This window comes from Kitasatospora sp. NPDC002551 (genome assembly GCF_040296005.1).
Lineage (GTDB): Bacteria > Actinomycetota > Actinomycetes > Streptomycetales > Streptomycetaceae > Kitasatospora.
Window position 1 is genome coordinate 1 of record NZ_JBEOWI010000015.1, and the last position, 22,861, is coordinate 22,861.

Below are 22,861 nucleotides of genomic sequence, written 5' to 3' on the forward strand. Positions count from 1 at the left end.
GGTCCGCCGGGGCGCCCGCGCCGATCCCGCTGCCGAACGGAGCGGGGCCGTGCGCGCCGGCCGCCCCCGGCGCCGCCGCCGGGCCCGGGGCCGCGCCCACGGCCAGTGGTCCCGGCCCGACCGACCCGCCGCCACCACCGCCACCACCGACAACCGGCGGTGCGGTGAACGGCGCGGCATGAGGACCGGCGTGGGAACCGGCGGACGGGGGGACGTGCGGCGCGGCCGTCCAGCCGGCCGCGGCCGGAGCCGGAGCCGGCGCGGGGCCGGAGGCCGGAGCCGGGAGGTCGTAGGCGGTGACGGGCTGGGGTGCGGGCGGCGCGAGCACCGAGTCGGTGCGCACACTCACCGGACCGGCCGCGTACCCGCCGCCGCCCCCGCCGTGCGCCGGGCTCGGCGCGGGCGAGGGCGCGGCGGCCGGCGGCAGCAGGTAGTCGTCGTCGGCCGCGCGGGCGTGCCCGGGGGAGCCGACCGAACCGCCGCCTCCTCCCCCGCCTCCCCCGCCCCCGTCGGCGTGGTGGACCGGCGCGGGACCGGGCCCGGCCGGGGCCCGGTCCCCGCCACCGCCACCGCCACCGCCACCGCCACCGCTCGGACCGTCCGTGAACCCCTCCGGCCCCGGCCGGTGCCCGTGCCCGCCCGGGACGGGACCGGTCACCACGCCCTCGGGCCCCGGCTCGCCCCCGGCCCCGCCGAACACCCCCGAAACCCCCGCCCCGAGCACCACGTCCGCCCCGGCCGACACCGCCGTCACCGGCCCGCCCTCGCCGGGCACACCGGCCCCGTGCCGACGGCCGTCACCGCCCTCGCCGTCCACCCCACCGCCCGGGCCGTCGCCGTCACCATCGCCGCCGCCGTGGCCGCGGCCGTGCCGCCCGTCCGTCTCCCCCGGCCCCGCCGGCGGCCCGACCGGCTGCCCGGCCAGCGGCACCCCGGTGATCTCCCGGCCGTCCTGCCCGGTCAGCACCGGCCGCCCGTCCACGCCCAGCACCGGCCGCCCGTGCTCGTCGAGCTTCACGGCCAGGTCCTCCACCCCGACCACCGGCCGGCCGTCCGCGCCCCGCACCACGACCAGCCCCTCGGCGTCCGCCACCGGGGTCCCGTCGGCGCGCACGATGACCGGCTCGCCGTGCTCGTCCAGGACCGGCCGCCCGGCCTCGTCGAGCTTCACGGCCAGCCCGGGCACGCCCACCACCGGCTTGCCGTCCTGGCCGAGCACCACCGCCAGCCCCGTCCCGCCGGGACCGCCGAGCACGCCCGGCTCGCCGAGGACGGCGGGCAGGCCGGCCGCCACCGGGTCGAAGGCCCCGCCGGCCCCACCCGGGTACCCGGCCGTCCGCACGCCCGGCCCACCGGGCGGCGCCAGGCGCAGCAGCGCGACCACGGCCGGCTCCCGCAGCGCGGTGCCCAGGCCGTCCTTCATGGCCCGGCCGAGTTCCTCCAGCAGTCCGCCGATCTTCAGCCGGGCGGCTTCGACGGCGGCGGCCGCGACCGCCCGGGCGGCCTGTTCGGCGGCCGCGCCGGCGGTCTGCCGCACCGCGTCGAAGACCCCGCCCGTGCCCGAGGCCGCCGGGGCCGCCGAGGCCTTCGCGGCCGCCGCCCGGGCGGCCTGCTCCTCCGCCTTCTTCAGTTCGGCGGCCAGTTCGTTGAGGGCGGCGACGATGTCGGCCTTGCCGGAGTCGACGGCCCGGGCGGCCGCGTCGAAGGCGCCGGCGACCAGCCCGGCCGCGGCGTGCGCGTCGTCCAGATGCCCCTTGCCGCCGCCGCGGAACGCCTGCCAGTACGCGGCGAAGGCCTCGACGGCGCGACCGGAGTTGTCCCCGGTGACGCGCCGCGCGGCGTCGCCGCCGCGCTTGGCGAGCCGGTCCGCCTCGGTGCCGAACTCACGCCACAGCCCGGCCGCCCTGCGCAGCCCCTCCTCGTCGGCCAGCGGCCACCGGTGGCCGGTCCGGGCCAGGACCGGGACGAGTTCCTCGGGCAGTTTCCGGGACACGTGCTTCCCCCTTCGACGGACGGCCCTGCGATACCGGGCGAATGCGGACCGGGGCGAATGCGGACCCGGGCGAGCGGTACCGGGCGGTGCTCCGCCCCACGGAGAGACGCACGCCGGGCCCCGAGCGGTGCGCGCGTCCGCCGGCGGCGTCAGGCCGACCGGTCCTTGCCGGCGCCTCGCCCGCCCCCGCCGGTGCCCCCGGCGAAGCCGCTCGCCGCCGAACTGTCGGTGTCGGCGGTCCGCTCCGCCATGCTGTGCAGGCCCGCGCCGACCGTCCCGAGCCGCCCGGCCAGCCCGCGCAGCCCGCCCACCAGCCCGCCGTGCGCCTCCCGGTAGGCGGCGGCGAACCCGCTGCCCGGCGCGTCCGCGCCCCACGGGCCGCCGAGTGCGGCGAGCCCCTGCTCCAGGGCGGTGGCGGCCTTCCCGAAGTCCGCCGAGATCCGCTCGAACTCCCGCCCCTCGCCGTGCAGTTCCCACGGCTTGATGACGAACTCGCTACCGCCGCCGGCCATCCCGTACCTCCCCGTCCCGCACCGGCCGCCATCCTAGGCCCGCCCATGCCCCCGGCCGGCGCGCACAGCCGGCCCCTTCACCCGGCTTCACCCGTCTTCCCCCTGCTTCACCCGGCCTTCACGGCCGCCGCGCACCCACCGCCGCCCGGCCGCAGCGCCCCGGCCGGCGGCCGGGGCGCGGTGAACTCGTCGTAAACCCCGTGGCCACGGACGGTTCGAAGCCGCGCGAAGGCTCTACCCTTGCCGAGTGGCAGCAGCAGACACGTCCCAGCACAGCAGCGGCACCTCCAAGGGCAAGAAGGCCAAGCCGAAGGCCGGTGGCCCGACCGCCGTCGACCTCGCGATGCCGGTCCTCCGCTCCGAGCTCCGTCCCGAGGTCCCGCTCGACTTCCCGCGCGCCTGGATCGAGTTCACCGACCCGGACGACGCGGAGCAGGTCTTCCGCTGCGACCTGACCTGGCTGACCTCCCGCTGGTCGTGCATCTTCGGCCAGGGCTGCCAGGGCATCCGCGAGGGCCGGGGCGAGTCCGACGGCTGCTGCACGCTGGGCGCGCACTACTCGGACGAGGACGACGAGAAGCGCGTCACCGGCCACGCGGCCCGGCTGACCCCGGAGCTGTGGGAGAACCACCCGCACGGCACCGACGCCAAGGGCCGGATCAGGACCGACGGCGGCATCACCATGTTCGACGAGGACGGCGACCGCCAGACCCGGCGGGTCAACGGCGCCTGCATCTTCGTGAACAGCCCCGGCTTCGCCGGCGGGGCGGGCTGCGCCCTGCACGCACTCGCGCTCAAGGAGGGCCGCGAGCCGCTGGAGACCAAGCCGGACGTCTGCTGGCAGCTGCCGGTGCGCCGCACCTACGACTGGATCGACCGCCCGGACGACACCCGCTACCTCCAGGTCACCATCGGCGAGTACGACCGCCGCGGCTGGGGCCCGGGCGGCCACGACCTGCACTGGTGGTGCACCGGCAGCCCGGACGCCCACCAGGGCGCCGACCCGGTCTACGTCGGCTACCGCCCGGAGCTCACCGAGCTGATGGGCCGGGCCGCGTACGCGGTGCTGGCCGGCCTGTGCGAGGAGCGGATCGCCACCAAGGGCGACCGGAAGGTGGCCCCGCACCCGGCGGACCCGGCGAAGAAGCCGAAGGCGTCCAAGGCGAAGCAGTAGCGCCGGACCGCGAGCGGAGGAGGGGGCGGGCCCGTCCCGCCCCCTCCTCCGCTCACTTGTCGATGTCGCCGACGACGAAGAACATCGACCCCAGGATCGCCACCATGTCGGCGACCAGCGTCCCGGGCAGCAGTTCGGTGAGCGCCTGGATGTTGTTGAACGACGCCGAGCGCAGCTTCAGCCGCCACGGCGTCTTGTCGCCGCGCGACACCAGGTAGTAGCCGTTGACGCCGAGCGGGTTCTCCGTCCAGGCGTAGGTGCTGCCCTCGGGGGCCTTGAGCACCTTGGGAAGCCGCAGGTTGACCGGTCCGGGCGCGAGCTCGGCCAGCTTGTCCAGGCAGGCGTCGGCGAGGTCCAGCGCGTTGACCGTCTGCTCCAGCAGGCACTCGAAGCGCGCCAGGCAGTCGCCCTCCTCCCGGGTGACCACGGTGAGCACCCGGCGCAGCTCCTCGGAGCCGTACGCGAGGTAGGGCTCGTCGCGGCGCAGGTCGAAGTCCAGGCCGCTGGCCCGCGCGATCGGGCCGCTGACGCCGTACGCCTCGGCCTGCGCCCGGGTGAGGACGCCGACCCCGGCGGTGCGGGCGCGGAAGATCTCGTTGCCGAGCACCAGCTCCTCGAAGACCGGCAGCTGGGAGCGGACGACGGCGACGGCGGCGCGGACCCGGCCGAGCCAGCCGGCCGGCAGGTCCTCCTTCAGGCCGCCGACCCGGTTGAACATGTAGTGCATCCGGCCGCCGGAGGCCTCCTCCAGCACGTGCTGGAGGTCCTCGCGGCCGGAGAAGGCGTGGAAGATCGGGGTGATCCCGCCCAGCTCCAGGGGGTAGGAGCCGAGGAACATCAGGTGGTTGAGGACACGGTTGAGCTCGGCGAGCAGGGTGCGGATCCACACCGCGCGCTCGGGCACCTCCATGCCGAGCATCCGCTCGACGCCGAGCACCACGCCGAGCTCGTTGGAGAAGGCCGACAGCCAGTCGTGCCGGTTGGCCAGCATGATGATCTGCCGGTAGTCCCGGGCCTCGAAGAGCTTCTCGGCGCCCCGGTGCATGTAGCCGATCACCGGCTCGGCGCTGACGATGCGCTCGCCGTCCAGCACCAGCCGCAGGCGCAGCACGCCGTGGGTGGCCGGGTGCTGCGGGCCGATGTTGAGCACCATGTCGGTGGCGCCCGCCTCGCCCGTGAAGTTCTCGGCTCCCGCCCCGATGCCGACCGTGGTCTCCCTCATGGGGTGAGAGTCTGCCATCCCGGCAGCGCCTCCAGGCTCGGCGGTACCGGCATGCGGACGCTCTGTGAGAGCCAGCCGAAGGCGCCGAGCCCGGCCGGGTCGGTGAGCTCCGCGCCCTCGCCGGCCTCGCCGAGGGCCCGCAGGTAGCCGGCCGGGTCGGTGGAGGCGAGGGCGAGCGCGGGCCGGGCGCCGCTGACGCCGAGCGCCCGCAGCGCCTCGCGCTGGGTCGTCCACAGGCTGTGGAGACCGGGGACGGCGACGGCGTCCAGCGCGACGTGCGCCGTGACGTCGCAGGAGCCGTCGGGCACCGGGGCCACCTCGCGGCCGGCCCGGAAGCCGGTGCGGGTGGGGAACGGTGGGCGGCGTCCGGCGGTGTGCCCGTAGTCGACGGCGACGGCCAGCCCGCGCTCCAGGCCGGCCACCGCGTGCGCCCAGGCGGCGTCCCGGGGGGTGCCGAACTCGGCGAAGTCACCGGGGTGTTCGGCCGGCCACCAGCGGGCGGCCCAGGCCGCGTCGGCGGCGTCGACGGGGGCGCCGAGCCGCTCCTCGCCGGTCCCGGTCTCCACCTCCAGGTAGCGCAGCCGCCCGTCCTCGCCGACCTCGCCGGTGTCCAGCGGCACGTTGTCCAGCCACTCGTTGGCGAACAGCAGCCCGGTGAGCCCGCGCGGCACCTCGTCCGTCCACAGCACCTCCGCCCAGCGCCGCTCCGTCCACAGGCCTGTGGACGGAGCGGCGGGCGGCAGCGGCGGGCGGGCGGCGAGCTCGACCGCGTACACCCGCAGCCGCTCCCCCGCCTCCCGCGGCAGCCGGGCCAGCACCCCGGCGACCAGCTCGCCCCGCCCGGCCCCGACGTCCACGAAGGCCAGCTCGCGCGGACGGCCGAGCGCCGCGTCCACCTCCAGCAGCAGCCGGGCCACCGCCCGGGCGAACAGCGGCGAGGCGTGCACCGAGGTGCGGAAGTGCCCGGCGGGGCCCTCCGGCCTGCGGTAGAAGCCGCCGTCGGGTCCGTAGAGGGCGCGCTCCGTCGCGGGCGCCCACCGCATCCAGGTCATGCGGCGGGACGTTACACATCCGGTCCGCGCCCGCCCAACCCGTACGGCATCGGTACGGCGGCCTCTCCGACCTAGGGAGTAGGCCGGATCGCTCTCCCGGCGGACCTGGGGACACGTCGCGGCTGCCTAGGCTTGACCTGTGCATCGACTCAACGCCTGGCTCCGCCGTCACCCCATGGTGGTCGACTCCGCCTGGGCCGCGTTGGTGCTCCTCCTCGGCGTCCTGCCGGAGGAGGGCAGTGACAACGACGGCTGGCGCGCCGTGGTCCAGTTCGTCGTCGCCGTCGTGCTGCCGCTGCTGATGGTCTTCCGGCGCCGGTTCCCCGACCTGACGGTGGCCGCCGCGATCGTGGTCGGCCTCACCCAGGTGGCGCTCGACGTCAACCCGGCGCTCTCCAGCATCGCCTATCTGGTGTTCGCCTACACGGGTGCCGCGTTCGGCCGGCCCTGGACGTCCCGGGCGGCCCTGACCGCCGGACTGCTGGCCGGCCCGCTGGTCTTCTGGCGGCTCCACCCGATGAAGGCCACCCGGCTGCCCGACGGCGACATCAGCTACGTCGAGTACTCCGTCCCCGAGGCGCTGTTCTTCGGCGGCATGATGACCACCCCGTTCATCCTCTGCTGGGCGTGGGGGCGGCTGACCCGGGTCCGCCGGGCCTACCTGGTGGAGCTGGAGGACCGCGCGGCCCGGCTGGAGCGCGAGCGCGACGCCCAGGCCAAGGTGGCGGTCGCCGCCGAGCGGGCGCGGATCGCCCGCGAGCTGCACGACGTGGTCGCGCACAACGTCTCGGTGATGATCGTCCAGGCGGACGGCGCCGCGTACGTGCTGGACAACTCGCCCCAGCAGGCCAAGGAGGCGCTGGGCACCATCGCCTCCACCGGCCGGCAGGCGCTGGTCGAGATGCGCCGGCTGCTCGGCGTGCTGCGCAGCGCCGACAGCAAGGGCGAGGAGTACGTGCCGCAGCCGGGCGTCGAGGAGCTGCCCGAACTGCTCGACCAGGTCCGCACGGCCGGCCTGCACGTGGACTACGCGACCTCGGGCGACCCGCGCGAGCTGCCGCGCGGCGTCGAGCTGACCGTCTACCGGATCGTCCAGGAGGCGCTGACCAACGTCCGCAAGCACGGCGGCCCCGACGTGCACGCCCGGGTCGCGGTCGACTTCGGCGAGCGCGAGCTGGCCGTGCTGGTCGAGGACGACGGCCGCGGCAGCACCGACGAGCAGCTGGCCGCCGGCGGCACCGACGGCCAGGGCCACGGCCTGATCGGCATGCGCGAGCGGGTCGGCATGGTCAGCGGCAGCCTGGACGTCGGGCCGCGACCCGGCGGCGGCTTCCGGATCCGCGCCGTGCTGCCGCTCAAGGCGGCCCACTGATCCCGGGCCCGGACGCCCACCGACCCCCGCCGTTCCCCCCGAGGACCTAGGAGCCACCCTTGACCATCCGCGTGATGCTGGTCGACGACCAGGAACTGCTGCGCACCGGATTCCGGATGATCCTGCAGTCACAGGGCGACATCGAGATCGCCGCCGAGGCCGGGGACGGCGCCCAGGCCCTGGAGAAGCTCCGGCACACCGCGGTGGACGTGATCCTCATGGACGTCCGGATGCCGCGGCTGGACGGCGTGCAGGCCACCCGGCGGATCTGCCTCGCCGAGGACGGCAGCCCGCTGCCCGACGCCCCGCACGTGCTCATCCTCACCACCTTCGACCTCGACGAGTACGCCTTCGCCGCGCTCAAGGCCGGCGCCAGCGGCTTCCTGCTCAAGGACGTGCCGCCGACCGAGCTGGTGGCCGCGATCCGCGCCGTGCACGGCGGGGACGCGGTGGTCGCGCCGACCACCACCCGCCGGATGATCGACCGGTTCGCCGAGGTGCTGCCCACCCCGCAGAGCGGCCCGGGCCGCACGGACACCCTCGGCCCGCTCACCGAACGCGAGCGCGAGGTGTTCCTGCTGGTCGCCCAGGGTCTGTCGAACGGGGAGATCGCGGCCCGGCTGGTGCTCTCCGAGGCCACCGTGAAGACCCACGTCGGACGGATCCTGGCCAAGCTGAACCTGCGCGACCGCGTCCAGGCGGTGGTGCTGGCCTACGAGGCGGGCCTGATCCGCGCCGGCGCCACCGACTGACCGGGGCCGGGCGCTGACCGGATCCGCCCCTGCCCCTTCGCCTGCCCCCGTAGAATGGGCCGGTACGTCCGGTACCCCGTCAGGTGGACTGGAACGGAGCCCTTGGACAAAGGTGGACCCGTGAGTCCGTCCGACTTCGCCGACCCCGGCGAGTTCGCCCCGCTCGCCGACGGCCTCGGCGACCCGGCCGACCCCGGCAACCGCCCGGCCCGCCTCGCCGTGGGCGTGGTCGGCACCGGCCGGGTCGGCCCGGCGCTGGGCGCCGCCCTGCAGCTCGCCGGGCACAAGGTGGTCGCCGCCTCCGGGGTGTCCGCCGCCTCCCGCCGCCGCGCCGAGGCGCTGCTGCCCGGCGTGCGGATCGTCACCCCGCCGCAGGTGCTGGCCGCCGCCGACCTCGTGCTGCTCACCGTCCCCGACGACGCGCTGGCCGACCTGGTGGCCGGCCTCGCCGCGACCGGCGCCGTCCGCCCCGGCCAGCTGCTGGTGCACACCTCGGGGGCGCACGGGGTGGCCGTGCTGGAGCCGGCCACCTCGGCCGGCGCGCTGCCGCTCGCGCTGCACCCCGCGATGACCTTCACCGGCACCTCCGTCGACCTGGCCCGGCTGGCCGGCTGCCCGTTCGGGGTGACCGCCCCCGAGGAGCTGCGCCCGGTCGCCGAGGCGCTGGTGGTGGAGATGGGCGGCGAGCCCGAGTGGGTGCCCGAGGACGTCCGCCCGCGGTACCACACCGCCCTGGCGCACGGCGCCAACCACCTGGTCACGCTGGTCGCGCAGGCGATGGAGCTGCTGCGCTCGGCCGGCGTCGCCGAGCCCGGCCGGATGCTCGGCCCGCTGCTCGGCGCCGCGCTCGACAACTCGCTGCGCTCCGGCGACGCGGCCCTCACCGGCCCGGTCGCCCGGGGCGACGCCGGCACCGTGCGGCGCCACCTGGCGCAGCTCAGTACGGTGTCCCCGGACATCCCGGCCGCCTACCGGGCGATGGCCCGCGCCACCGCCCAGCGGGCCCTGGCCCACGGGACGATCGACGAAGCGTCGGCGGCTGCGCTGCTGGACGTACTGAACGAGGAGAAGCAGTAATGGCACGCGGCAAGCAGCCGGGCAAGGCCCAGCGCGCCCCGAAGGTCCACCGGGCCGTGGTCACGCACACCGTCGACGACTTCGAGGCCGCCTTCTGGCCGGACGAGCAGCCGGTGGACAACGCGGTCGTGATGACCATGGGCGCCCTGCACGAGGGCCACGCCGCACTGATCCGCGCCGCCCGCAAGCAGGTCGGCCGGGACGGCCGGGTCGCCGTCACGGTCTTCGTCAACCCGCTGCAGTTCGGCGCCGGCGAGGACCTGGAGCGCTACCCGCGCACCCTGGACGAGGACGTGCGGCTCGCCGAGGCCAACGGCGCCGACGTGGTCTTCGCGCCGTCCGTCGACGAGGTCTACCCGAACGGCGAGCCGCAGGTGCGGCTGACCGCCGGCCCGATGGGCGAGCGCTACGAGGGCGCCACCCGGCCCGGCCACTTCGACGGGGTGCTGACCGTGGTCGCCAAGCTGCTGCACATCACCGACCCGGACTTCGCCCTCTTCGGCGAGAAGGACGCCCAGCAACTGGCGATCATCCGCCGGATGGTGGCCGACCTCGACTTCGACGTCGAGGTGGTCGGCGTGCCGACCGTCCGCGAGGAGGACGGCCTGGCGCTCTCCTCCCGCAACCGCTACCTCTCCGAGCAGGAGCGCACCAGCGCCCTCGCCCTGTCCCGGGCGCTGTTCGCCGGCCGGGACGCGGCCGCGCAGGGCCCGAAGGCCGTGCGCGAGGCCGCCGCGGCCGTACTGGACGGCGCCGAGGGAGTGGACCTCGACTACCTCGCCCTGATCGATCCGCACGACTTCACCGAGGCGCCGGACGACTTCCAGGGCGAGGCCGTGCTGGCCGTCGCCGCGAAGGTCGGTCCGACCCGCCTGATCGACAACGTCCGCATCATCGTCCGGTGATCCGGTAGTCCCACCGCTGTTCCCCTAGGCATGCACTCACAGGAGGCGTGACCCGCAATGCTCCGCACCATGCTCAAGTCCAAGATCCACCGGGCCACCGTGACCCAGGCCGACCTGCACTACGTCGGCTCCGTCACGGTGGACGAGGACCTGCTCGACGCCGCCGACCTGCTCCCCGGCGAGCTGGTCCACATCGTCGACATCAACAACGGCGCGCGGCTGGAGACGTACACCATCGCCGGCCCGCGCGGCTCCGGCGTCATCGGCATCAACGGCGCCGCCGCCCGCCTGGTCCACCCCGGCGACCTGGTCATCCTGATCGCCTACGGGCAGATGGACACCGCCGAGGCCAAGGGCTACCTGCCCAAGGTCGTCTTCGTCGACGAGCACAACCGGATCACCGGCACCGGCGGCGACCCGGCCGAGGCCGGGGAGGGCACCGGACTGCTGCGCGGGGACGCGGCGTACCGTGGCGGCAGCGGCGCCGACGACGACGCCGCGCGTTAAGGAGCCACCACGTCATGTCCGCCGTCACGCACCGCCTCACCGCCCCCGCGCCGGGCTGGACCACCGACACCGATGTCGTCGTGGTCGGCTCCGGCGTGGCCGGGCTCACCGTCGCGCTCAACGTCCGCAAGGCCGGCCTGCGGGCCATCGTGGTCACCAAGGCGATGCTGGACGACGGCTCCACCCGCTGGGCCCAGGGCGGCATCGCGGCCGCCCTGGGCGAGGGGGACACCCCCGAGCAGCACCTGACCGACACCCTGGTGGCCGGCGTCGGCCTCTGCGACGAGGACGCCGTCCGCGCCCTGGTCACCGAGGGCCCGGACGCGGTCCGCCGGCTGATCGCGGTCGGCGCCGCCTTCGACCGCGGCGAGGACGGCGCGATCCTGCTCACCCGTGAGGGCGGCCACCACCGCAACCGGATCGCGCACGCCGGCGGGGACGCCACCGGCGCCGAGATATCCCGGGCCCTGGTCGACGCCGTCCGGCGGGACCCCGAGCTGGAGCTCATCGAGCACGCCCTGGTCCTCGACCTGCTCACCGACGCCGAGGGGCACGCCGCCGGGCTGACCCTGCACGTCATGGGCGAGGGCCGGCGGGACGGCGTCGGCGCCGTCCGGGCCCGCGCGGTGGTGCTCGCCACCGGCGGCATGGGCCAGGTCTTCTCGGCCACCACCAACCCGGCGGTCTCCACCGCCGACGGCGTGGCGCTCGCGCTGCGGGCCGGCGCCGAGGTCACCGACCTGGAGTTCGTCCAGTTCCACCCCACCGTGCTCTGGCTCGGCCCGGAGGCGCAGGGCCAGCAGCCGCTGATCTCCGAGGCGGTCCGCGGCGAGGGCGCCCACCTGGTCGACGCGGACGGCGTGCGGTTCATGCTCGGGCAGCACGAGCTGGCCGAGCTGGCCCCGCGCGACATCGTCGCCAAGGCGATCACGAACCGGATGCTGCTCCAGGGCACCGATCACATGTACCTGGACGGGCGGCACTTCGGCGCCGAGATGTGGGAACGCCGGTTCCCGACCATCCTGGCGTCCTGCCGCGCGCACGGCATCGACCCCGTCGCCGAGCCGATCCCGGTCGCCCCGGCCGCGCACTACGCCTCCGGCGGGGTGCGCACCGACGACCACGGCCGCACCTCCGTCCCCGGCCTGTACGCCTGCGGCGAGGTCGCCTGCACCGGCGTGCACGGCGCCAACCGGCTGGCCTCCAACTCGCTGCTGGAGGGCCTGGTCTTCGCCGAGCGGATCGCCGCCGACCTGGCCGGCCGGCACACGGCCGGCGCCCTGCCCGAGCGCACCGTCGACGCGGCGGCGGCCCGCGCCGCCCGTCCGGTGCCGCTGCCCGCGCCCGAGGCGCGGGCCGAGATCCAGCGGCTGATGTCGCGCGGTGCGGGCGTCCTGCGCTCGGCCGCGTCGATGGCCGCCACGGCGCGGGGGCTGGCGCTGCTCGCCGAGCACGCCCGCACCGACGCCGCCGAGCAGAAGCCGGCCGACCCCCGGGTGGAGACCTGGGAGGCCGCCAACCTGCTGCTGGTCGCCGACGCGCTGGTCACCGCCGCCGCGCAGCGCGAGGAAACCCGCGGCTGCCACTGGCGCGAGGACTTCCCGGAGCGGGACGACGCGCACTGGCGGCGCCACCTGATCACCACCCTCACCGCCTCCGGCGGCCCCGTCAGCACCCCCGAGGAGCAGTAACACCATGACCGACGCGACCGACGTGACCCACCTGCACGAGCACGAGCACGAGGAGCTCCCGCTGGCCGGCGGCTGCGGCGACGGCTGCGCCTGCGGGGACGGCGAGGGCTACGAGACCGGCCTGGACCCGCAGCTCGCCGAGCTGCTGGAGGAGGCCGGGCTGGACCCGATCGAGGTCGAGGACATCGCCACCCTGGCGCTGGCCGAGGACCTCGCCGGCGGCGAGGACGTCACCTCGGTGGCGACCGTGCCGGCCGACGCCGTCGCCACCGCCGACTTCACCGCCCGCCAGGCCGGCGTGGTGGCCGGTCTGCGGATCGCCGAGGCGGTCGTCTCGCTGGTCTGCGAGGAGGAGTTCGAGGTCGAGCGGCACGTCCAGGACGGCGACCGGGTCGAGGCCGGCCAGGTGCTGCTCTCGGTCCGCTCCCGCACCCGGGACCTGCTGACCGCCGAGCGCAGCGCGCTCAACCTGCTCTGCCACCTGTCCGGCATCGCCACCGCCACCCGCGCCTGGGCGGACGCCCTGGAGGGCACCGGCGCGGTGGTCCGCGACACCCGCAAGACCACCCCGGGACTGCGCGCGCTGGAGAAGTTCGCGGTCCGCTGCGGCGGCGGCTCCAACCACCGGATGGCGCTGTCGGACGCGGCCCTGGTCAAGGACAACCACGTGGTCGCGGCCGGCGGCGTCGCCGAGGCGTTCCGCGCCGTCCGGGCCGCCTACCCGGACCTGCCGGTCGAGGTCGAGGTCGACACCCTGGAGCAGATCGCGCCGGTCCTGGAGGCCGGGGCCGACCTCGTCCTGCTGGACAACTTCACCGTCCCGCAGCTGCGCGAGGCCGTCGCCCTGGTGGCCGGCCGGGCCAAGCTGGAGGCGTCCGGCGGACTCACCCTGGCCACCGCGCGCGAGGTCGCCCAGACTGGTGTCGACTACCTGGCGGTGGGCGCGCTGACCCACTCCTCGCCGATCCTGGACATCGGCCTGGACCTGCGCGCCTGACCGGCCGCCGTTCCGCCCGCACCGCCCGTTCGTCCCCCCGTCCGCCCGCTGGTCCTCGACGCAGAAAGCATCCGATGCTGCTCACCATCGACGTCGGCAACACCCAGACCACCCTCGGCCTGTTCGGCGGTGAAGAGGTCGTCGAGACCTGGCGGATCTCCACGGATCCGCGCCGGACGGCGGACGAACTGGCGGTGCTGCTGCACGGCCTGATGGGCTCGCAGGGCTCGCGCACCGCGATCGCCGACGCGAAGGTGGAGGGCCTGGCGATCTGCTCCTCCGTCCCCTCCGTGCTCCACGAGTTCCGCGAGGTGACGCGCCGCTACTACGGCGACGTCCCCGCGGTGATCGTGGAGCCGGGGGTGAAGACGGGCGTGCACGTCCTCATGGACAACCCCAAGGAGGTCGGCGCCGACCGCATCGTCAACGCGCTGGCCGCCAACCACCTCTACGGCGGCCCGTGCATCGTGGTCGACTTCGGCACCGCCACCACCTTCGACGCGGTCAACGCCCGCGGCGACTACGTCGGCGGCGCGATCGCCCCCGGCATCGAGATCTCGGTCGAGGCGCTCGGCAACCGCGGCGCCCTGCTGCGCAAGATCGAGCTGACCCGCCCGCGCAACGTGATCGGCAAGAACACCGTCGAGGGCATGCAGTCCGGCATCCTCTACGGCTTCGCCGGCCAGGTCGACGGCCTGGTCGACCGGATGGCCCGCGAGCTCTCCAAGGACCCGGACGACGTCCAGGTGATCGCCACCGGCGGCCTGGCCCCGCTGGTCCTCGGCGAGGCCGGCTCGATCGACGTCCACGAGCCCTGGCTCACCCTCATCGGCCTGCGGCTGGTCTACGAGCGCAACCGCCCGAGCTGAGCCCGTCGCATGTGACGCGGATCCCCCGGACGCCGTGCCGGCGCCGAACACCGGTGGCCCCGTCACCCGCCGTTTCCCGCCGGGGAGCGGTGGGCGCCGAAGGCCATGCGCGGAACCGTCGCGGCCGTCGATGACACCTGGCCGACCTGCGCCCCGCGGCGCCCCGGATCGACCGCCCGAGCGCCCGCCGGGAAGAGGTACTCCCCTTCCCTGCCCTGGACCTCTCCAGCCGGGAGGTCGCCGATCGCGCTCCACCACCGGCTGACCAACCGTCCTTGCGGGCAACGGCCACGACTCGCGCCGCACGCGGGCGGCGAGCCGGGCGGGGGCCGGACGATTCCGGGAATCCGCCGACGCTCCCGAGGGTCGGTCAGGCAGTCTTCATCCGTGGACAGTTGGATCGACTTTCGGAACGAGGGCGGGTCGTGGCCGAGTTCGAGGAGTCGGACGTGACGCCGGAGGCGGCGGACGACGGGGTGGGCGGCGGCGAGCGGGGCATCCGGCGGCGCCGGCGGGTGCTGGTGGCGGTCATGGCGGCCGCGGTGGCACTGGCCGGGGGCGGGGTGGCGGCCTCGACGATGATCAAGTCGCCGGCGCAGGCGGCCGCGGAGAGCGAGCCGCCGGCGCCCGACGTGCTGACGGCGGCGGTGGAGAAGCGGGTGCTGACCGACTCGGTGGTGGTCCGCGGGCAGGTGAGCGCCGGCCAGTCGGTGGACGTGGCGCCGGCCGGGGGCGGCGGGGCGGCGGGGGCCAAGCCGGTGGTGACCAGGCTGCCGGCCAAGGCCGGCGACCAGGTGCGGGCCGGGCAGTCGGTGCTGGAGGTGGCGGGGCGGCCGGTGTTCCCGCTGCGCGGCGACCTGCCGGTGTACCGGGACCTCAAGCCGGGCGCCACCGGACAGGACGTCAAGCAGCTCCAGCAGGCCCTGAAGGAGCTGGGGTTCGACTCCGGCGGCGATGCCGAGGGCACCTTCGGCGCGGGCACCAAGGAGGCGGTGAAGGCGTTCTACGCGGCGCGCGGCTACGACCCGCTGCCCGCCGCGCCGGACGGGGACGCCCAGGTGACCGCCGCCCAGGACGCGGTCACCGGCGGCGAGCGCGCGCTGGCGGACGCCAGGGACGCGCTGAGGCTGGCGAGGAAGCGCCACGACGACGCGGTGGCGGCCGACCGGCAGCAGTCCCGACAGCAGGCGCAGCAGAGCGCCGCACCGGCCACGGGCGCGGCGACGGGGGCGGCCACCGGCGGCGCGGCCCCGGCCCCGGTCGGGGAGAGCCCCGTCGACGCGGCCCGCACCGCCGTCGACACCGCCCGGAAGCAGGTGACCCGGGCCACCGAGGACCTCGCCAAGCTGCGGAAGAAGGTGACGGACGCGAAGGCCTCCACCGGCCCGATGGTCCCGGCCGCCGAGCTGCTGTTCCTCTCCGGCTTCCCCGCCCGGGTGGACTCGGTGGCCGGCCGGATCGGCGGCGAGGTGTCCGGCAAGGTGCTGACCGTCTCGGCCGGGGCGCTGGTGGTCAAGGGCGGTCTGACCATCACCGACAAGGGCCTGGTGCGTCCCGGCCAGGTGGTGGAGATCCTCTCCGAGGTGACCGGCGTCAAGGCCGCCGGCACGGTCGGCGCGGTGGCCGACACCCCGGAGGACGGCCAGCCGGCCGCGGCCGCGCCGGGCGCCGGGGCGGGCGGCGGCCAGAACCCGGCCCCCGTCCAGGGCGGTGCGGCGAGCGGCTACGCGATGGTGGTCCAGCCGGACGCGCCGCTGGACCCGCGGCTGGCCGGCCAGGACGTCCGGCTGACCGTGCAGGCCGCCTCCTCGGCCGGCCCGGTGCTGGTGGTCCCGCTGTCGGCGGTCTCCGCGACGGCGGACGGCAGGACGGTGGTGACGGTGTACGAGAACGGGCAGCGCCGCCGGGTGGAGGTCACCCCGGGGACGGTCGGCGGCGGCAGCGCCGAGGTCCGGCCGCTGACCGGGGGCACGCTGAAGCCGGGCGACCGGGTGATCGTCGGCGTCAAGGACGCCACCGGGGCGGGCGCCAGGTGACCGGCGTCGTCGGCACCGGGCCGGGCGCCCCCGTCATCGAGTTCCGCCAGGTCGGCCTGACCTACCCGGGGCCGCCCCCGGTGACCGCGCTGAAGCCGTGCGACCTCACGATCGCCCCCGGCGAGTACGTCACCGTGGTCGGCCCGTCCGGCTCCGGCAAGTCCACCTTCCTGAACATCGCCGGGCTGCTGGACGCCCCCACCACCGGCCAGTACCTGCTGGACGGCATCGACACCGGCTCCCTCCCGGACTCCGACCGCACCGCGCTGCGCGGGCGCCGGATCGGCTTCGTCTTCCAGTCCTTCCACCTCCTGCCGCACCGCTCGGCGACCGAGAACGTGGCGCTGGCGATGCTCTACACGGCCGGCCGGGGCCGGCGCGGCGCCGGGCGGCGCGAGCCGGCCCGGGCGGCGCTGGCCCGGGTGGGCCTCGGCCACCGGCTGGACGCCCTGCCGACCCGGCTGTCCGGCGGCGAGCGGCAGCGGGTGGCGATCGCCCGGGCGCTGGTCGGCCGGCCCTCGCTGCTGCTCTGCGACGAGCCGACCGGCAACCTGGACACCGGCACCGCCGAGTCGGTCCTGGCCCTGCTGGACGAGCTGCACGCGCAGGGCCTGACGGTGCTGCTGATCACCCACGACCCGCAGGTGGCCGCCCACGGCCGGCGGACGGTGGCGATCCGGGACGGCGTGCTGCGCGAGGAGGTGGCCGCGGCATGAGCATCCGGCCGACCCGCCGCCGCGACCGGGTGGTCGAGCCGTCCCGGCTCCCGCTGCGCGACCTGCTCGCCGAGGCGCTGGCCGGCGTCCTCCAGCGGCCGGCCCGCTCGGCGCTGACCGGTCTGGGCACCGTCCTCGGGGTGGGCACCTTCGTGGCCGTCCTGGGGCTGACCGCGACCGCCTCCTCGCAGATCGACTCCCGGTTCAGCGTGCTGAGCGCGACCGAGGTGAGCGTCGAGGACACCGGCGGCGCCCGCCCCGAGCTGGTGCGCCTGGCCTTCCCGGCCGACGCCGACGCGCGCATCGAGCGGCTGAACGGGGTCGAGGCGGCCGGCGCCTACTGGCCGGTGGGCCGGGCCTCCGGCACCGTCCGGGCCGCGCCGGTGGGCCGGCAGGGCGGTGGCGAGCAGGTCTCGGTGGTGGCCGCCTCGGCCGGGGTGCTGAAGGCCGCCGAGCCGCACCTGGTGCAGGGCCGGACCTTCGACGGCTGGCACGACTCCACCGGCCGGCAGGTGGCGGTGATCGGCGCGGCGCTGGCGGCCCGGCTGGGGATCACCACGCTGGACACCCAGCCGGCGATCTTCCTGGAGAACAAGCCGTTCACGGTGATCGGCATCGTCGACGACGTGAAGCGCATGGCGGACCTGCTGCTCTCGGTGACGGTGCCGCGCGGGGCCGCCGCCCGCCTCTGGGGCGAGCCGGACCGCGACCGGGCCAAGATGATCATCTCGACCAGGATCGGCGCGGCCCGGCAGATCGCCGAGGAGGCCCCGCTCGCCCTGGACCCGGCCCACCCCGAGTACTTCGAACCGGTCCCGCCGCCGGACCCGCGCACCCTCCGCTCCGACGTCACCTCCGACCTCGACCAGCTGTTCCTGCTGCTGGCCGGCATCTGCCTGGTGATCGGCGCGGTGGGCATCGCCAACACCACCCTGGTCGCCGTCCTGGAGCGGACCGGCGAGATCGGCCTGCGCCGGGCGCTGGGCGCCCGCGGCCGCCACATCACCGGCCAGTTCCTCTCCGAGTCGGCCTCGCTGGGGCTGGTCGGCGGCCTGGTGGGCACCTCGCTGGGCGTGCTGACGGTGCTCGGGGTGGCGCTGGCCCGGGACTGGACGCCGGTGGTCGACCCGGCGACGGTGGCGGCAGCACCGGTGATCGGCCTGCTCACCGGACTGCTGGCCGGGGTCTACCCGGCCTGGCGGGCGGCCCGGATCCAGCCGGCGGAGGCGCTGCGCCGCTGAGCCGCCCGGCGCGGTCCGGGCCCCGCCCCGGAGGCGAGCGGGCGAGTGACGCGTGGCGTCGGCGCGAGGTTACCGACAAATCGGATATTCCTCACGTAGTGTCAACCCATGCCTACGCCACACGGATCGCGCGGCGGCATGGCCTTCAGCGCCGACGAAGTCCGCGTGCTGCGCCGCGCCCTCGCCCAAGCCCTGCACCCCTCCGTCCCCGTCCACCTCCAGTTCCCCGGCCGCCCGGCGCACGCCGACGCGGGCGCGGCGCTGTGGGCCGAGGACGTCCAGGACGCGCTGCGCCTGACCGAGGCGATCGACGAGGCCGTCCAGGAGGGCGGCCGGCTGCGCGCCTTCCTGCTCGCCGACCTCGCCCGCTACCGGGCCGCTCTGCCCGGCACCGCCACCGGCTACCTGGAGCGGTTGGAGGAGGCGGTGACCGACGGCTACCTCCCCGGGCCGGAGGACCTCACCGCGCTGCGCGGACTGAGCCGCCAGCCCTGCGGGCAGGGCGAGCGCTCCCGCCGCTCCCGGCTGGCCGGGCGCTGCCACGCGCTGGCCGAGGCGGCCGTGCGCGAGCGGCTCGCCCTCACCACCGGCCAGCGCCACCTCGTCGCCGTACCGAGCCCCGCCGCTCCCCCGAGCTCTCCCCCCATCCCCGTTGGCACCCCTGTTGGAGGACGGATCCCGATGAGCAGCACCGAGCCCCCCGTCGAGCAGTCCGCCGACCCCCGCGCCCCCCAGGAGCGGCAGCCCGCCCGGCCGCACCGGATGCCCACTCCCGCCGAGCTGTTCGGCCGCCGCCCCAAGCCGGCCGCCCGCCCGGCCGCACCGGAGGCACCCGAGGACCTGGAGCTGGCCACCGGCACCGGCTGAGCCCGCCCCGCCAGCGCCTCCCGGGGAGGCCGCGCCGGTTCCGACCGGCCCGGCCTCCCCGTTCCCGTGCCCGGCGGCCCCGGCCGCACCGCGCGGCACGGTAATCCCGTGGCGGAGCACCGGTCCGGGCTGGCTACCCTGGTGGGGTGAGCGATCAGAGCCCCATCCCCGCGACCGACGACCTTCCCGAGCAGATGCGCGTCCGGCGCGAGAAGCTGGACCGGCTCCGGGCCGCCGGCGTCGACCCCTACCCGGTCGGCTTCCCCCGGACCAGCACCATCGCCGACCTCCGGGCCAAGCACCCGGACCTCGCCCCGGACACCGCGACCGGCGAGCGGGTCGGCATCACCGGCCGGGTGATCCTCTCCCGCACCGGCGGCAAGCTCTGCTTCGCCACCCTGCGCGACGGCTCCGGCGACCTCCAGGTGATGCTCTCCCTGGACAAGCTGGGCGAGGAGCGGCTGTCGGCCTGGAAGTCCGACATCGACCTCGGCGACCAGGTCGGCGTCGAGGGCGAGGTGATCACCTCCCGGCGCGGCGAGCTGTCCGTGATGGTGGACCGCTGGGAGCTCACCGCCAAGTGCCTGCGCCCGCTGCCGGACAAGCACAAGGGCCTGACCGACCCGGAGGCCCGGGTCCGCCAGCGGTACGTCGACCTGATCGTCAACCCCGAGGCCCGCGAGATCCTCCACCTGCGGTCCAAGGTGGTCCGCTCGATCCGCCGCACCTACGAGGAGCGCGGCTACATCGAGGTCGAGACCCCGATGCTGCAGCCGGTGCACGGCGGCGCCAACGCGCGGCCGTTCAAGACGCACATCAACGCGTACGACATCGACCTCTACATGCGGATCGCCCCCGAGCTGTACCTCAAGCGGCTGGTGGTCGGCGGCGCGGAGAAGGTCTTCGAGATCAACCGCAACTTCCGCAACGAGGGCGCGGACTCCACCCACAACCCCGAGTTCACCTCGCTGGAGTCCTACGAGGCCTACGGCGACTACGACACCCAGGCCGAGCTGATCCGGGCGACCATCGTCAACGCCGCCCGGGACGCGCTGGGCACCACGGTGATCCGGGGCCTGGACCCGCACGGCGTGGAGCACGAGATCGACCTCGCCGAGCCCTGGGAGGAGATCAGCGTCTACCCGGGCATCTCCGCCCGGCTGGGCGCCGAGGTCACCCCGGAGACCGGTGTCGAGGAGCTGCGCAAGCTGGCCGCCGAGCACGGCATCCCCTTCGAGAAGGAGTGGGGCCACGGCCAGATCGTGCTGGAGATGGTCGAGCGCCTGCTGGAGGAGAACGCCGTCCGGCCGACCTTCCTCAGGGACTACCCGACCGAGGTCTCCCCGCTGACCCGCCAGCACCGCTCGGTCCCGGGCGTGGCCGAGAAGTGGGACCTGGTGATCTTCGGCACCGAGATCGGCACCGCCTACTCCGAGCTGGTCGACCCGGTCGAGCAGCGCGCCCGCCTCACCGCGCAGTCCCTGCTGGCGGCCGGCGGCGACGTCGAGGCGATGCAGGTCGACGAGGACTTCCTGCGGGCCCTGGAGTACGCGATGCCGCCCACCGGCGGCCTCGGGCTCGGGGTGGACCGCCTGATCATGCTGCTCACCGGCAAGAACATCCGGGAGACCGTGCTCTTCCCGCTGGTAAAGCCGGAGCCCAAGGCGTCCGCCGGTGCGGCGGAGAAGACCGAGGAGGAGTGACCTGATGGACTACGTCAGCGCGATCGTCCCGCCGCTGGTCATGGCGATCGGCTTCGGCTTCCTGGTGCGGGCCATCATCCGTACCCAGGGCGGGGCCCAGAAGGCCAAGGAGGACGCGGTCGACTGACCCGTCGGCCGCCCGCGAGACCACGCGCCGCCATTCCCGGATTCCGGGGGTGGCGGCGCGCCGGTTTGGCGGCACTTCACAAGATTTGCCCCATTCACTCCCTATCCTGGCCGGACTATGGTCCGGCAACTCGGCGAACTTGAGAACGCCATCATGACCCGGGTGTGGCGGTGGAACCGACCGGTCACGGTTCGCGAGGTTCTCCTGGATCTGCGGTCGGAACGCGATATCGCGTACACCACGGTGATGACCGTCCTGGACAAGCTGCACAGAAAGGGCTGGCTCCGCCGCGAGCGCGCGGGGCGGGCCTATCGATATGAACCGGTCTCCTCGCGCGAGGCGTACACGGCGACCCTGATGAACGACGCGTGGGCCACGAGCGACAATCCCGCCGCGGCCCTGGTGCACTTCTTCGGCCTGATGTCGCCCGAGCAGCGGGAGGCACTGCGGGACGCCCTGCGGGTGGCCGCTCTGTCCCCGTCCGATCCGGCCGCCCCGGATTCCCCGGAGAGCGGACCGGATACCGGGGAGACCCGATCGGGGCCGGCACGATAACGTCCCGCCATGGAGGTCACCATCCGCCGGGCGCGGACCACGGACGTGCGGGCCGTACGCGGGCTCGTCGACGCGTACTCGCGCGACGGGATTCTGCTCGACAAGCCCACCGTCACACTGTTCGAATCGGTGCAGGAGTTCTGGGTCGCGGAACGCGACGACGACGGGACGGTGGTCGCCTGCGGCGCGCTGCACGTGATGTGGGAGGACCTCGCCGAGGTCCGCACCCTCGCCGTCGACCCGTCCTGCCGCGGTCACGGAGTGGGACACCTGCTGCTGGAGAAGCTGCTGCAGACCGCCCGCTGGCTCGGCGTCCGTCGGATTTTCTGCTTGACGTTCGAGGTCGCCTTCTTCGCGAAACACGGTTTCGTGGAGATCGGGGAGCTCCAGGAAACCGATGATGGTACGACAGACCCGGCGGCGATCGCTACGGATGTCTATGAAGAACTTCTCCGCTCGTACGATGAAGGTGTCGCCGAGTTCCTCGACCTGGAGCGGGTGAAGCCCAACACACTGGGCAACTCGCGCATGCTGCTGCACCTGTGAGCCGCCCCCGGACGGCCAGGGGTTTGTGTTTTCCGGAGAAAGGCGCTTTCCTTTCCTTAGGCAATGGGTCGTTTAGCGGAAAGGGAAGCCCGTGGCACAGAGGGTGCAGGTCATTCTTGAAGACGATCTCGACGGCGGGTCGGCGGACGAGACGGTCACGTTCGCGCTCGACGGCGTTGCCTACGAGATCGACCTGAAGAGCGCCAACGCGGACAAGCTCCGCGGTCTGCTGGCGCCGTACGTCGAGAAGGGGCGCAAGCAGAGCGGTCGCCTCGCCGGCACCCGCCGGGCCGGCCGCGGCGCCGCCCCGCGTCCGTCCGGCAGCGTCCCGGACACCGCGAAGATCCGCGCGTGGGCCAAGGAGCAGGGCCTGGAGGTCAACGACCGCGGCCGCGTCCCCAGCAACGTGCGCGAGGCCTACGAGAAGGCCAACGCGTCCTGAACCGGGCGACGCCCGGCCGCCGGGACGGGTGCGGGGTTCCGGGGGCCGCTTGAGCGTCCGCGGCACACGCGCGGGGCGTGGAGGGAACCCCTCCGCGCCCCGCGCCGCACACCCGGGACGGGGCCGGCCGCCGAACCCGGGACGGCCCCGGCTGCCCGTTCGGGCAGCGGGCCGGGGTCCGGTCCGGGCGGCGCGACGGCCGTGGCCTGTGCGACGCTGTAAGGGCGGAACGGCACCGCGGACGGTGCCCGGGCGGCGTACCGGCCGCCCGGCCGCGACTGATCCGCCGTCAGCGGCGGCCCGACTTCTCGCCAGGCGAACACCGTCACCGCGGAAACTGCGCGAGAACCGCCCCGATACCGGGTATGAATGCAGAGGGACGGGGTCCGTGGCTCCGCCCGGGGCAGGACGCGTGACCGGTCGGCCACCCACCGGCAGCGTCGCGGCGGAGGTTGTTCGCCGATGGCGTAGCGGTATCCGGTGCATCCGGCCCGCGTGCGGGAAC

The 22,861-nt window shown here is 75.2% G+C and carries 22 protein-coding genes; 18 read left to right on the forward strand and 4 right to left on the reverse strand.

The genetic code is table 11. The features are described from left to right. Positions 1-1,993: WXG100-like domain-containing protein (locus ABT093_RS15580; RefSeq protein ID WP_502884231.1), on the reverse strand; the 1,993-nt coding region annotated here is incomplete at its 3' end. Between the two features lie 149 nt (positions 1,994-2,142). Continuing rightward, on the reverse strand, positions 2,143-2,505 hold the full coding sequence (locus ABT093_RS15585) for a hypothetical protein (protein WP_350564439.1): 363 nt from the start codon (positions 2,503-2,505) through the stop codon (positions 2,143-2,145). A gap of 343 nt (positions 2,506-2,848) precedes the next feature. Between ABT093_RS15585 and ABT093_RS15590 the strand changes: the two genes are divergently transcribed. Next, entirely contained in the window at positions 2,849-3,679 is an 831-nt protein-coding gene (locus ABT093_RS15590; protein WP_350564654.1) for a DUF3109 family protein, read from the forward strand. A 52-nt stretch (positions 3,680-3,731) separates the two neighbouring features. Here the strand turns inward: ABT093_RS15590 and ABT093_RS15595 are convergent, their stop codons facing one another. Next, entirely contained in the window at positions 3,732-4,901 is a 1,170-nt protein-coding gene (locus ABT093_RS15595) for an NADH-quinone oxidoreductase subunit D (RefSeq protein WP_350564440.1), read from the reverse strand. Continuing rightward, a complete protein-coding gene (locus ABT093_RS15600) occupies positions 4,898-5,953 on the reverse strand; it encodes an SAM-dependent methyltransferase (protein ID WP_350564442.1) in 1,056 nt (351 codons plus the stop codon). The genes ABT093_RS15595 and ABT093_RS15600 overlap by 4 nt, the downstream gene beginning before the upstream one ends. Positions 5,954-6,092: 139 nt before the next feature. Between ABT093_RS15600 and ABT093_RS15605 the strand changes: the two genes are divergently transcribed. From ABT093_RS15605 to ABT093_RS15685, 17 genes are all read left to right on the forward strand, one after another. Further along, positions 6,093-7,325: a sensor histidine kinase gene (locus ABT093_RS15605; protein WP_350564444.1), complete on the forward strand. Its 1,233-nt coding sequence runs from the start codon at positions 6,093-6,095 to the stop codon at positions 7,323-7,325. Between the two features lie 59 nt (positions 7,326-7,384). Continuing rightward, complete coding sequence (locus ABT093_RS15610; protein WP_350564445.1) at positions 7,385-8,077, forward strand: response regulator; 693 nt, start codon at positions 7,385-7,387, stop codon at positions 8,075-8,077. A gap of 219 nt (positions 8,078-8,296) precedes the next feature. After that, positions 8,297-9,154 carry a Rossmann-like and DUF2520 domain-containing protein gene (locus ABT093_RS15615; RefSeq protein ID WP_350564656.1) on the forward strand — a complete coding sequence of 286 codons (858 nt, stop codon included), beginning with the start codon at positions 8,297-8,299 and terminating at the stop codon, positions 9,152-9,154. After that, complete coding sequence (panC, locus tag ABT093_RS15620; protein ID WP_350564447.1) at positions 9,154-10,059, forward strand: pantoate--beta-alanine ligase; 906 nt, start codon at positions 9,154-9,156, stop codon at positions 10,057-10,059. Before ABT093_RS15615 ends, panC begins: the two co-directional genes overlap by 1 nt. A 57-nt stretch (positions 10,060-10,116) precedes the next feature. Further along, positions 10,117-10,566, forward strand: coding sequence for an aspartate 1-decarboxylase (gene panD / locus ABT093_RS15625; RefSeq protein ID WP_350564449.1), 450 nt, complete (start codon positions 10,117-10,119; stop codon positions 10,564-10,566). A 14-nt stretch (positions 10,567-10,580) separates the two neighbouring features. Then, on the forward strand, positions 10,581-12,257 hold the full coding sequence (locus ABT093_RS15630; RefSeq protein ID WP_350564451.1) for an L-aspartate oxidase: 1,677 nt from the start codon (positions 10,581-10,583) through the stop codon (positions 12,255-12,257). Positions 12,258-12,261: 4 nt separating this feature from the next. Beyond that, the gene (nadC, locus tag ABT093_RS15635; RefSeq protein WP_350564453.1) at positions 12,262-13,254 is read left to right on the forward strand and encodes a carboxylating nicotinate-nucleotide diphosphorylase; all 993 of its coding nucleotides are present in this window, start codon (positions 12,262-12,264) and stop codon (positions 13,252-13,254) included. A 74-nt stretch (positions 13,255-13,328) separates the two neighbouring features. Further along, on the forward strand, positions 13,329-14,123 hold the full coding sequence (locus tag ABT093_RS15640; RefSeq protein WP_350564455.1) for a type III pantothenate kinase: 795 nt from the start codon (positions 13,329-13,331) through the stop codon (positions 14,121-14,123). 425 nt (positions 14,124-14,548) lie between these two features. Further along, the gene (locus ABT093_RS15645; RefSeq protein WP_350564457.1) at positions 14,549-16,159 is read left to right on the forward strand and encodes a peptidoglycan-binding protein; all 1,611 of its coding nucleotides are present in this window, start codon (positions 14,549-14,551) and stop codon (positions 16,157-16,159) included. Further along, the gene (locus ABT093_RS15650) at positions 16,156-16,875 is read left to right on the forward strand and encodes an ABC transporter ATP-binding protein (protein ID WP_350564458.1); all 720 of its coding nucleotides are present in this window, start codon (positions 16,156-16,158) and stop codon (positions 16,873-16,875) included. Before ABT093_RS15645 ends, ABT093_RS15650 begins: the two co-directional genes overlap by 4 nt. Then, positions 16,872-18,116: an ABC transporter permease gene (locus tag ABT093_RS15655; protein ID WP_350564460.1), complete on the forward strand. Its 1,245-nt coding sequence runs from the start codon at positions 16,872-16,874 to the stop codon at positions 18,114-18,116. The genes ABT093_RS15650 and ABT093_RS15655 overlap by 4 nt, the downstream gene beginning before the upstream one ends. A gap of 108 nt (positions 18,117-18,224) precedes the next feature. Further along, complete coding sequence (locus tag ABT093_RS15660; RefSeq protein WP_350564461.1) at positions 18,225-18,983, forward strand: hypothetical protein; 759 nt, start codon at positions 18,225-18,227, stop codon at positions 18,981-18,983. A gap of 146 nt (positions 18,984-19,129) precedes the next feature. After that, on the forward strand, positions 19,130-20,686 hold the full coding sequence (lysX, locus tag ABT093_RS15665; RefSeq protein WP_502884232.1) for a bifunctional lysylphosphatidylglycerol synthetase/lysine--tRNA ligase LysX: 1,557 nt from the start codon (positions 19,130-19,132) through the stop codon (positions 20,684-20,686). Positions 20,687-20,690: 4 nt separating this feature from the next. Next, positions 20,691-20,813 carry a hypothetical protein gene (locus tag ABT093_RS15670; RefSeq protein ID WP_350564463.1) on the forward strand — a complete coding sequence of 41 codons (123 nt, stop codon included), beginning with the start codon at positions 20,691-20,693 and terminating at the stop codon, positions 20,811-20,813. A 117-nt stretch (positions 20,814-20,930) separates the two neighbouring features. Beyond that, positions 20,931-21,368 (forward strand): BlaI/MecI/CopY family transcriptional regulator, encoded by a 438-nt coding sequence (locus ABT093_RS15675; RefSeq protein WP_350564464.1) that lies wholly within the window; start codon positions 20,931-20,933, stop codon positions 21,366-21,368. 9 nt (positions 21,369-21,377) lie between these two features. Further along, positions 21,378-21,914: an amino-acid N-acetyltransferase gene (locus ABT093_RS15680; protein WP_350564466.1), complete on the forward strand. Its 537-nt coding sequence runs from the start codon at positions 21,378-21,380 to the stop codon at positions 21,912-21,914. A gap of 91 nt (positions 21,915-22,005) precedes the next feature. Continuing rightward, entirely contained in the window at positions 22,006-22,356 is a 351-nt protein-coding gene (locus ABT093_RS15685) for a histone-like nucleoid-structuring protein Lsr2 (RefSeq protein ID WP_350564468.1), read from the forward strand. Positions 22,357-22,861: the final 505 nt, after the last annotated feature.

Bases quoted from the DNA above. Each gene is read 5' to 3' on its own strand.
- ABT093_RS15595 (WP_350564440.1), bottom strand. From the start codon at position 4,901: ATGAGGGAGACCACGGTCGGCATCGGGGCGGGAGCCGAGAACTTCACG.
- ABT093_RS15640 (WP_350564455.1), top strand. From the start codon at position 13,329: ATGCTGCTCACCATCGACGTCGGCAACACCCAGACCACCCTCGGCCTG.
- ABT093_RS15670 (WP_350564463.1), top strand. From the start codon at position 20,691: ATGGACTACGTCAGCGCGATCGTCCCGCCGCTGGTCATGGCGATCGGC.
- panC (WP_350564447.1), top strand. From the start codon at position 9,154: ATGGCACGCGGCAAGCAGCCGGGCAAGGCCCAGCGCGCCCCGAAGGTC.
- ABT093_RS15680 (WP_350564466.1), top strand. From the start codon at position 21,378: ATGGAGGTCACCATCCGCCGGGCGCGGACCACGGACGTGCGGGCCGTA.
- panD (WP_350564449.1), top strand. From the start codon at position 10,117: ATGCTCCGCACCATGCTCAAGTCCAAGATCCACCGGGCCACCGTGACC.
- ABT093_RS15590 (WP_350564654.1), top strand. From the start codon at position 2,849: ATGCCGGTCCTCCGCTCCGAGCTCCGTCCCGAGGTCCCGCTCGACTTC.
- ABT093_RS15600 (WP_350564442.1), bottom strand. From the start codon at position 5,953: ATGACCTGGATGCGGTGGGCGCCCGCGACGGAGCGCGCCCTCTACGGA.
- nadC (WP_350564453.1), top strand. From the start codon at position 12,262: ATGACCGACGCGACCGACGTGACCCACCTGCACGAGCACGAGCACGAG.
- ABT093_RS15630 (WP_350564451.1), top strand. From the start codon at position 10,581: ATGTCCGCCGTCACGCACCGCCTCACCGCCCCCGCGCCGGGCTGGACC.
- ABT093_RS15660 (WP_350564461.1), top strand. From the start codon at position 18,225: ATGCCTACGCCACACGGATCGCGCGGCGGCATGGCCTTCAGCGCCGAC.
- ABT093_RS15675 (WP_350564464.1), top strand. From the start codon at position 20,931: ATGGTCCGGCAACTCGGCGAACTTGAGAACGCCATCATGACCCGGGTG.
- ABT093_RS15585 (WP_350564439.1), bottom strand. From the start codon at position 2,505: ATGGCCGGCGGCGGTAGCGAGTTCGTCATCAAGCCGTGGGAACTGCAC.
- ABT093_RS15655 (WP_350564460.1), top strand. From the start codon at position 16,872: ATGAGCATCCGGCCGACCCGCCGCCGCGACCGGGTGGTCGAGCCGTCC.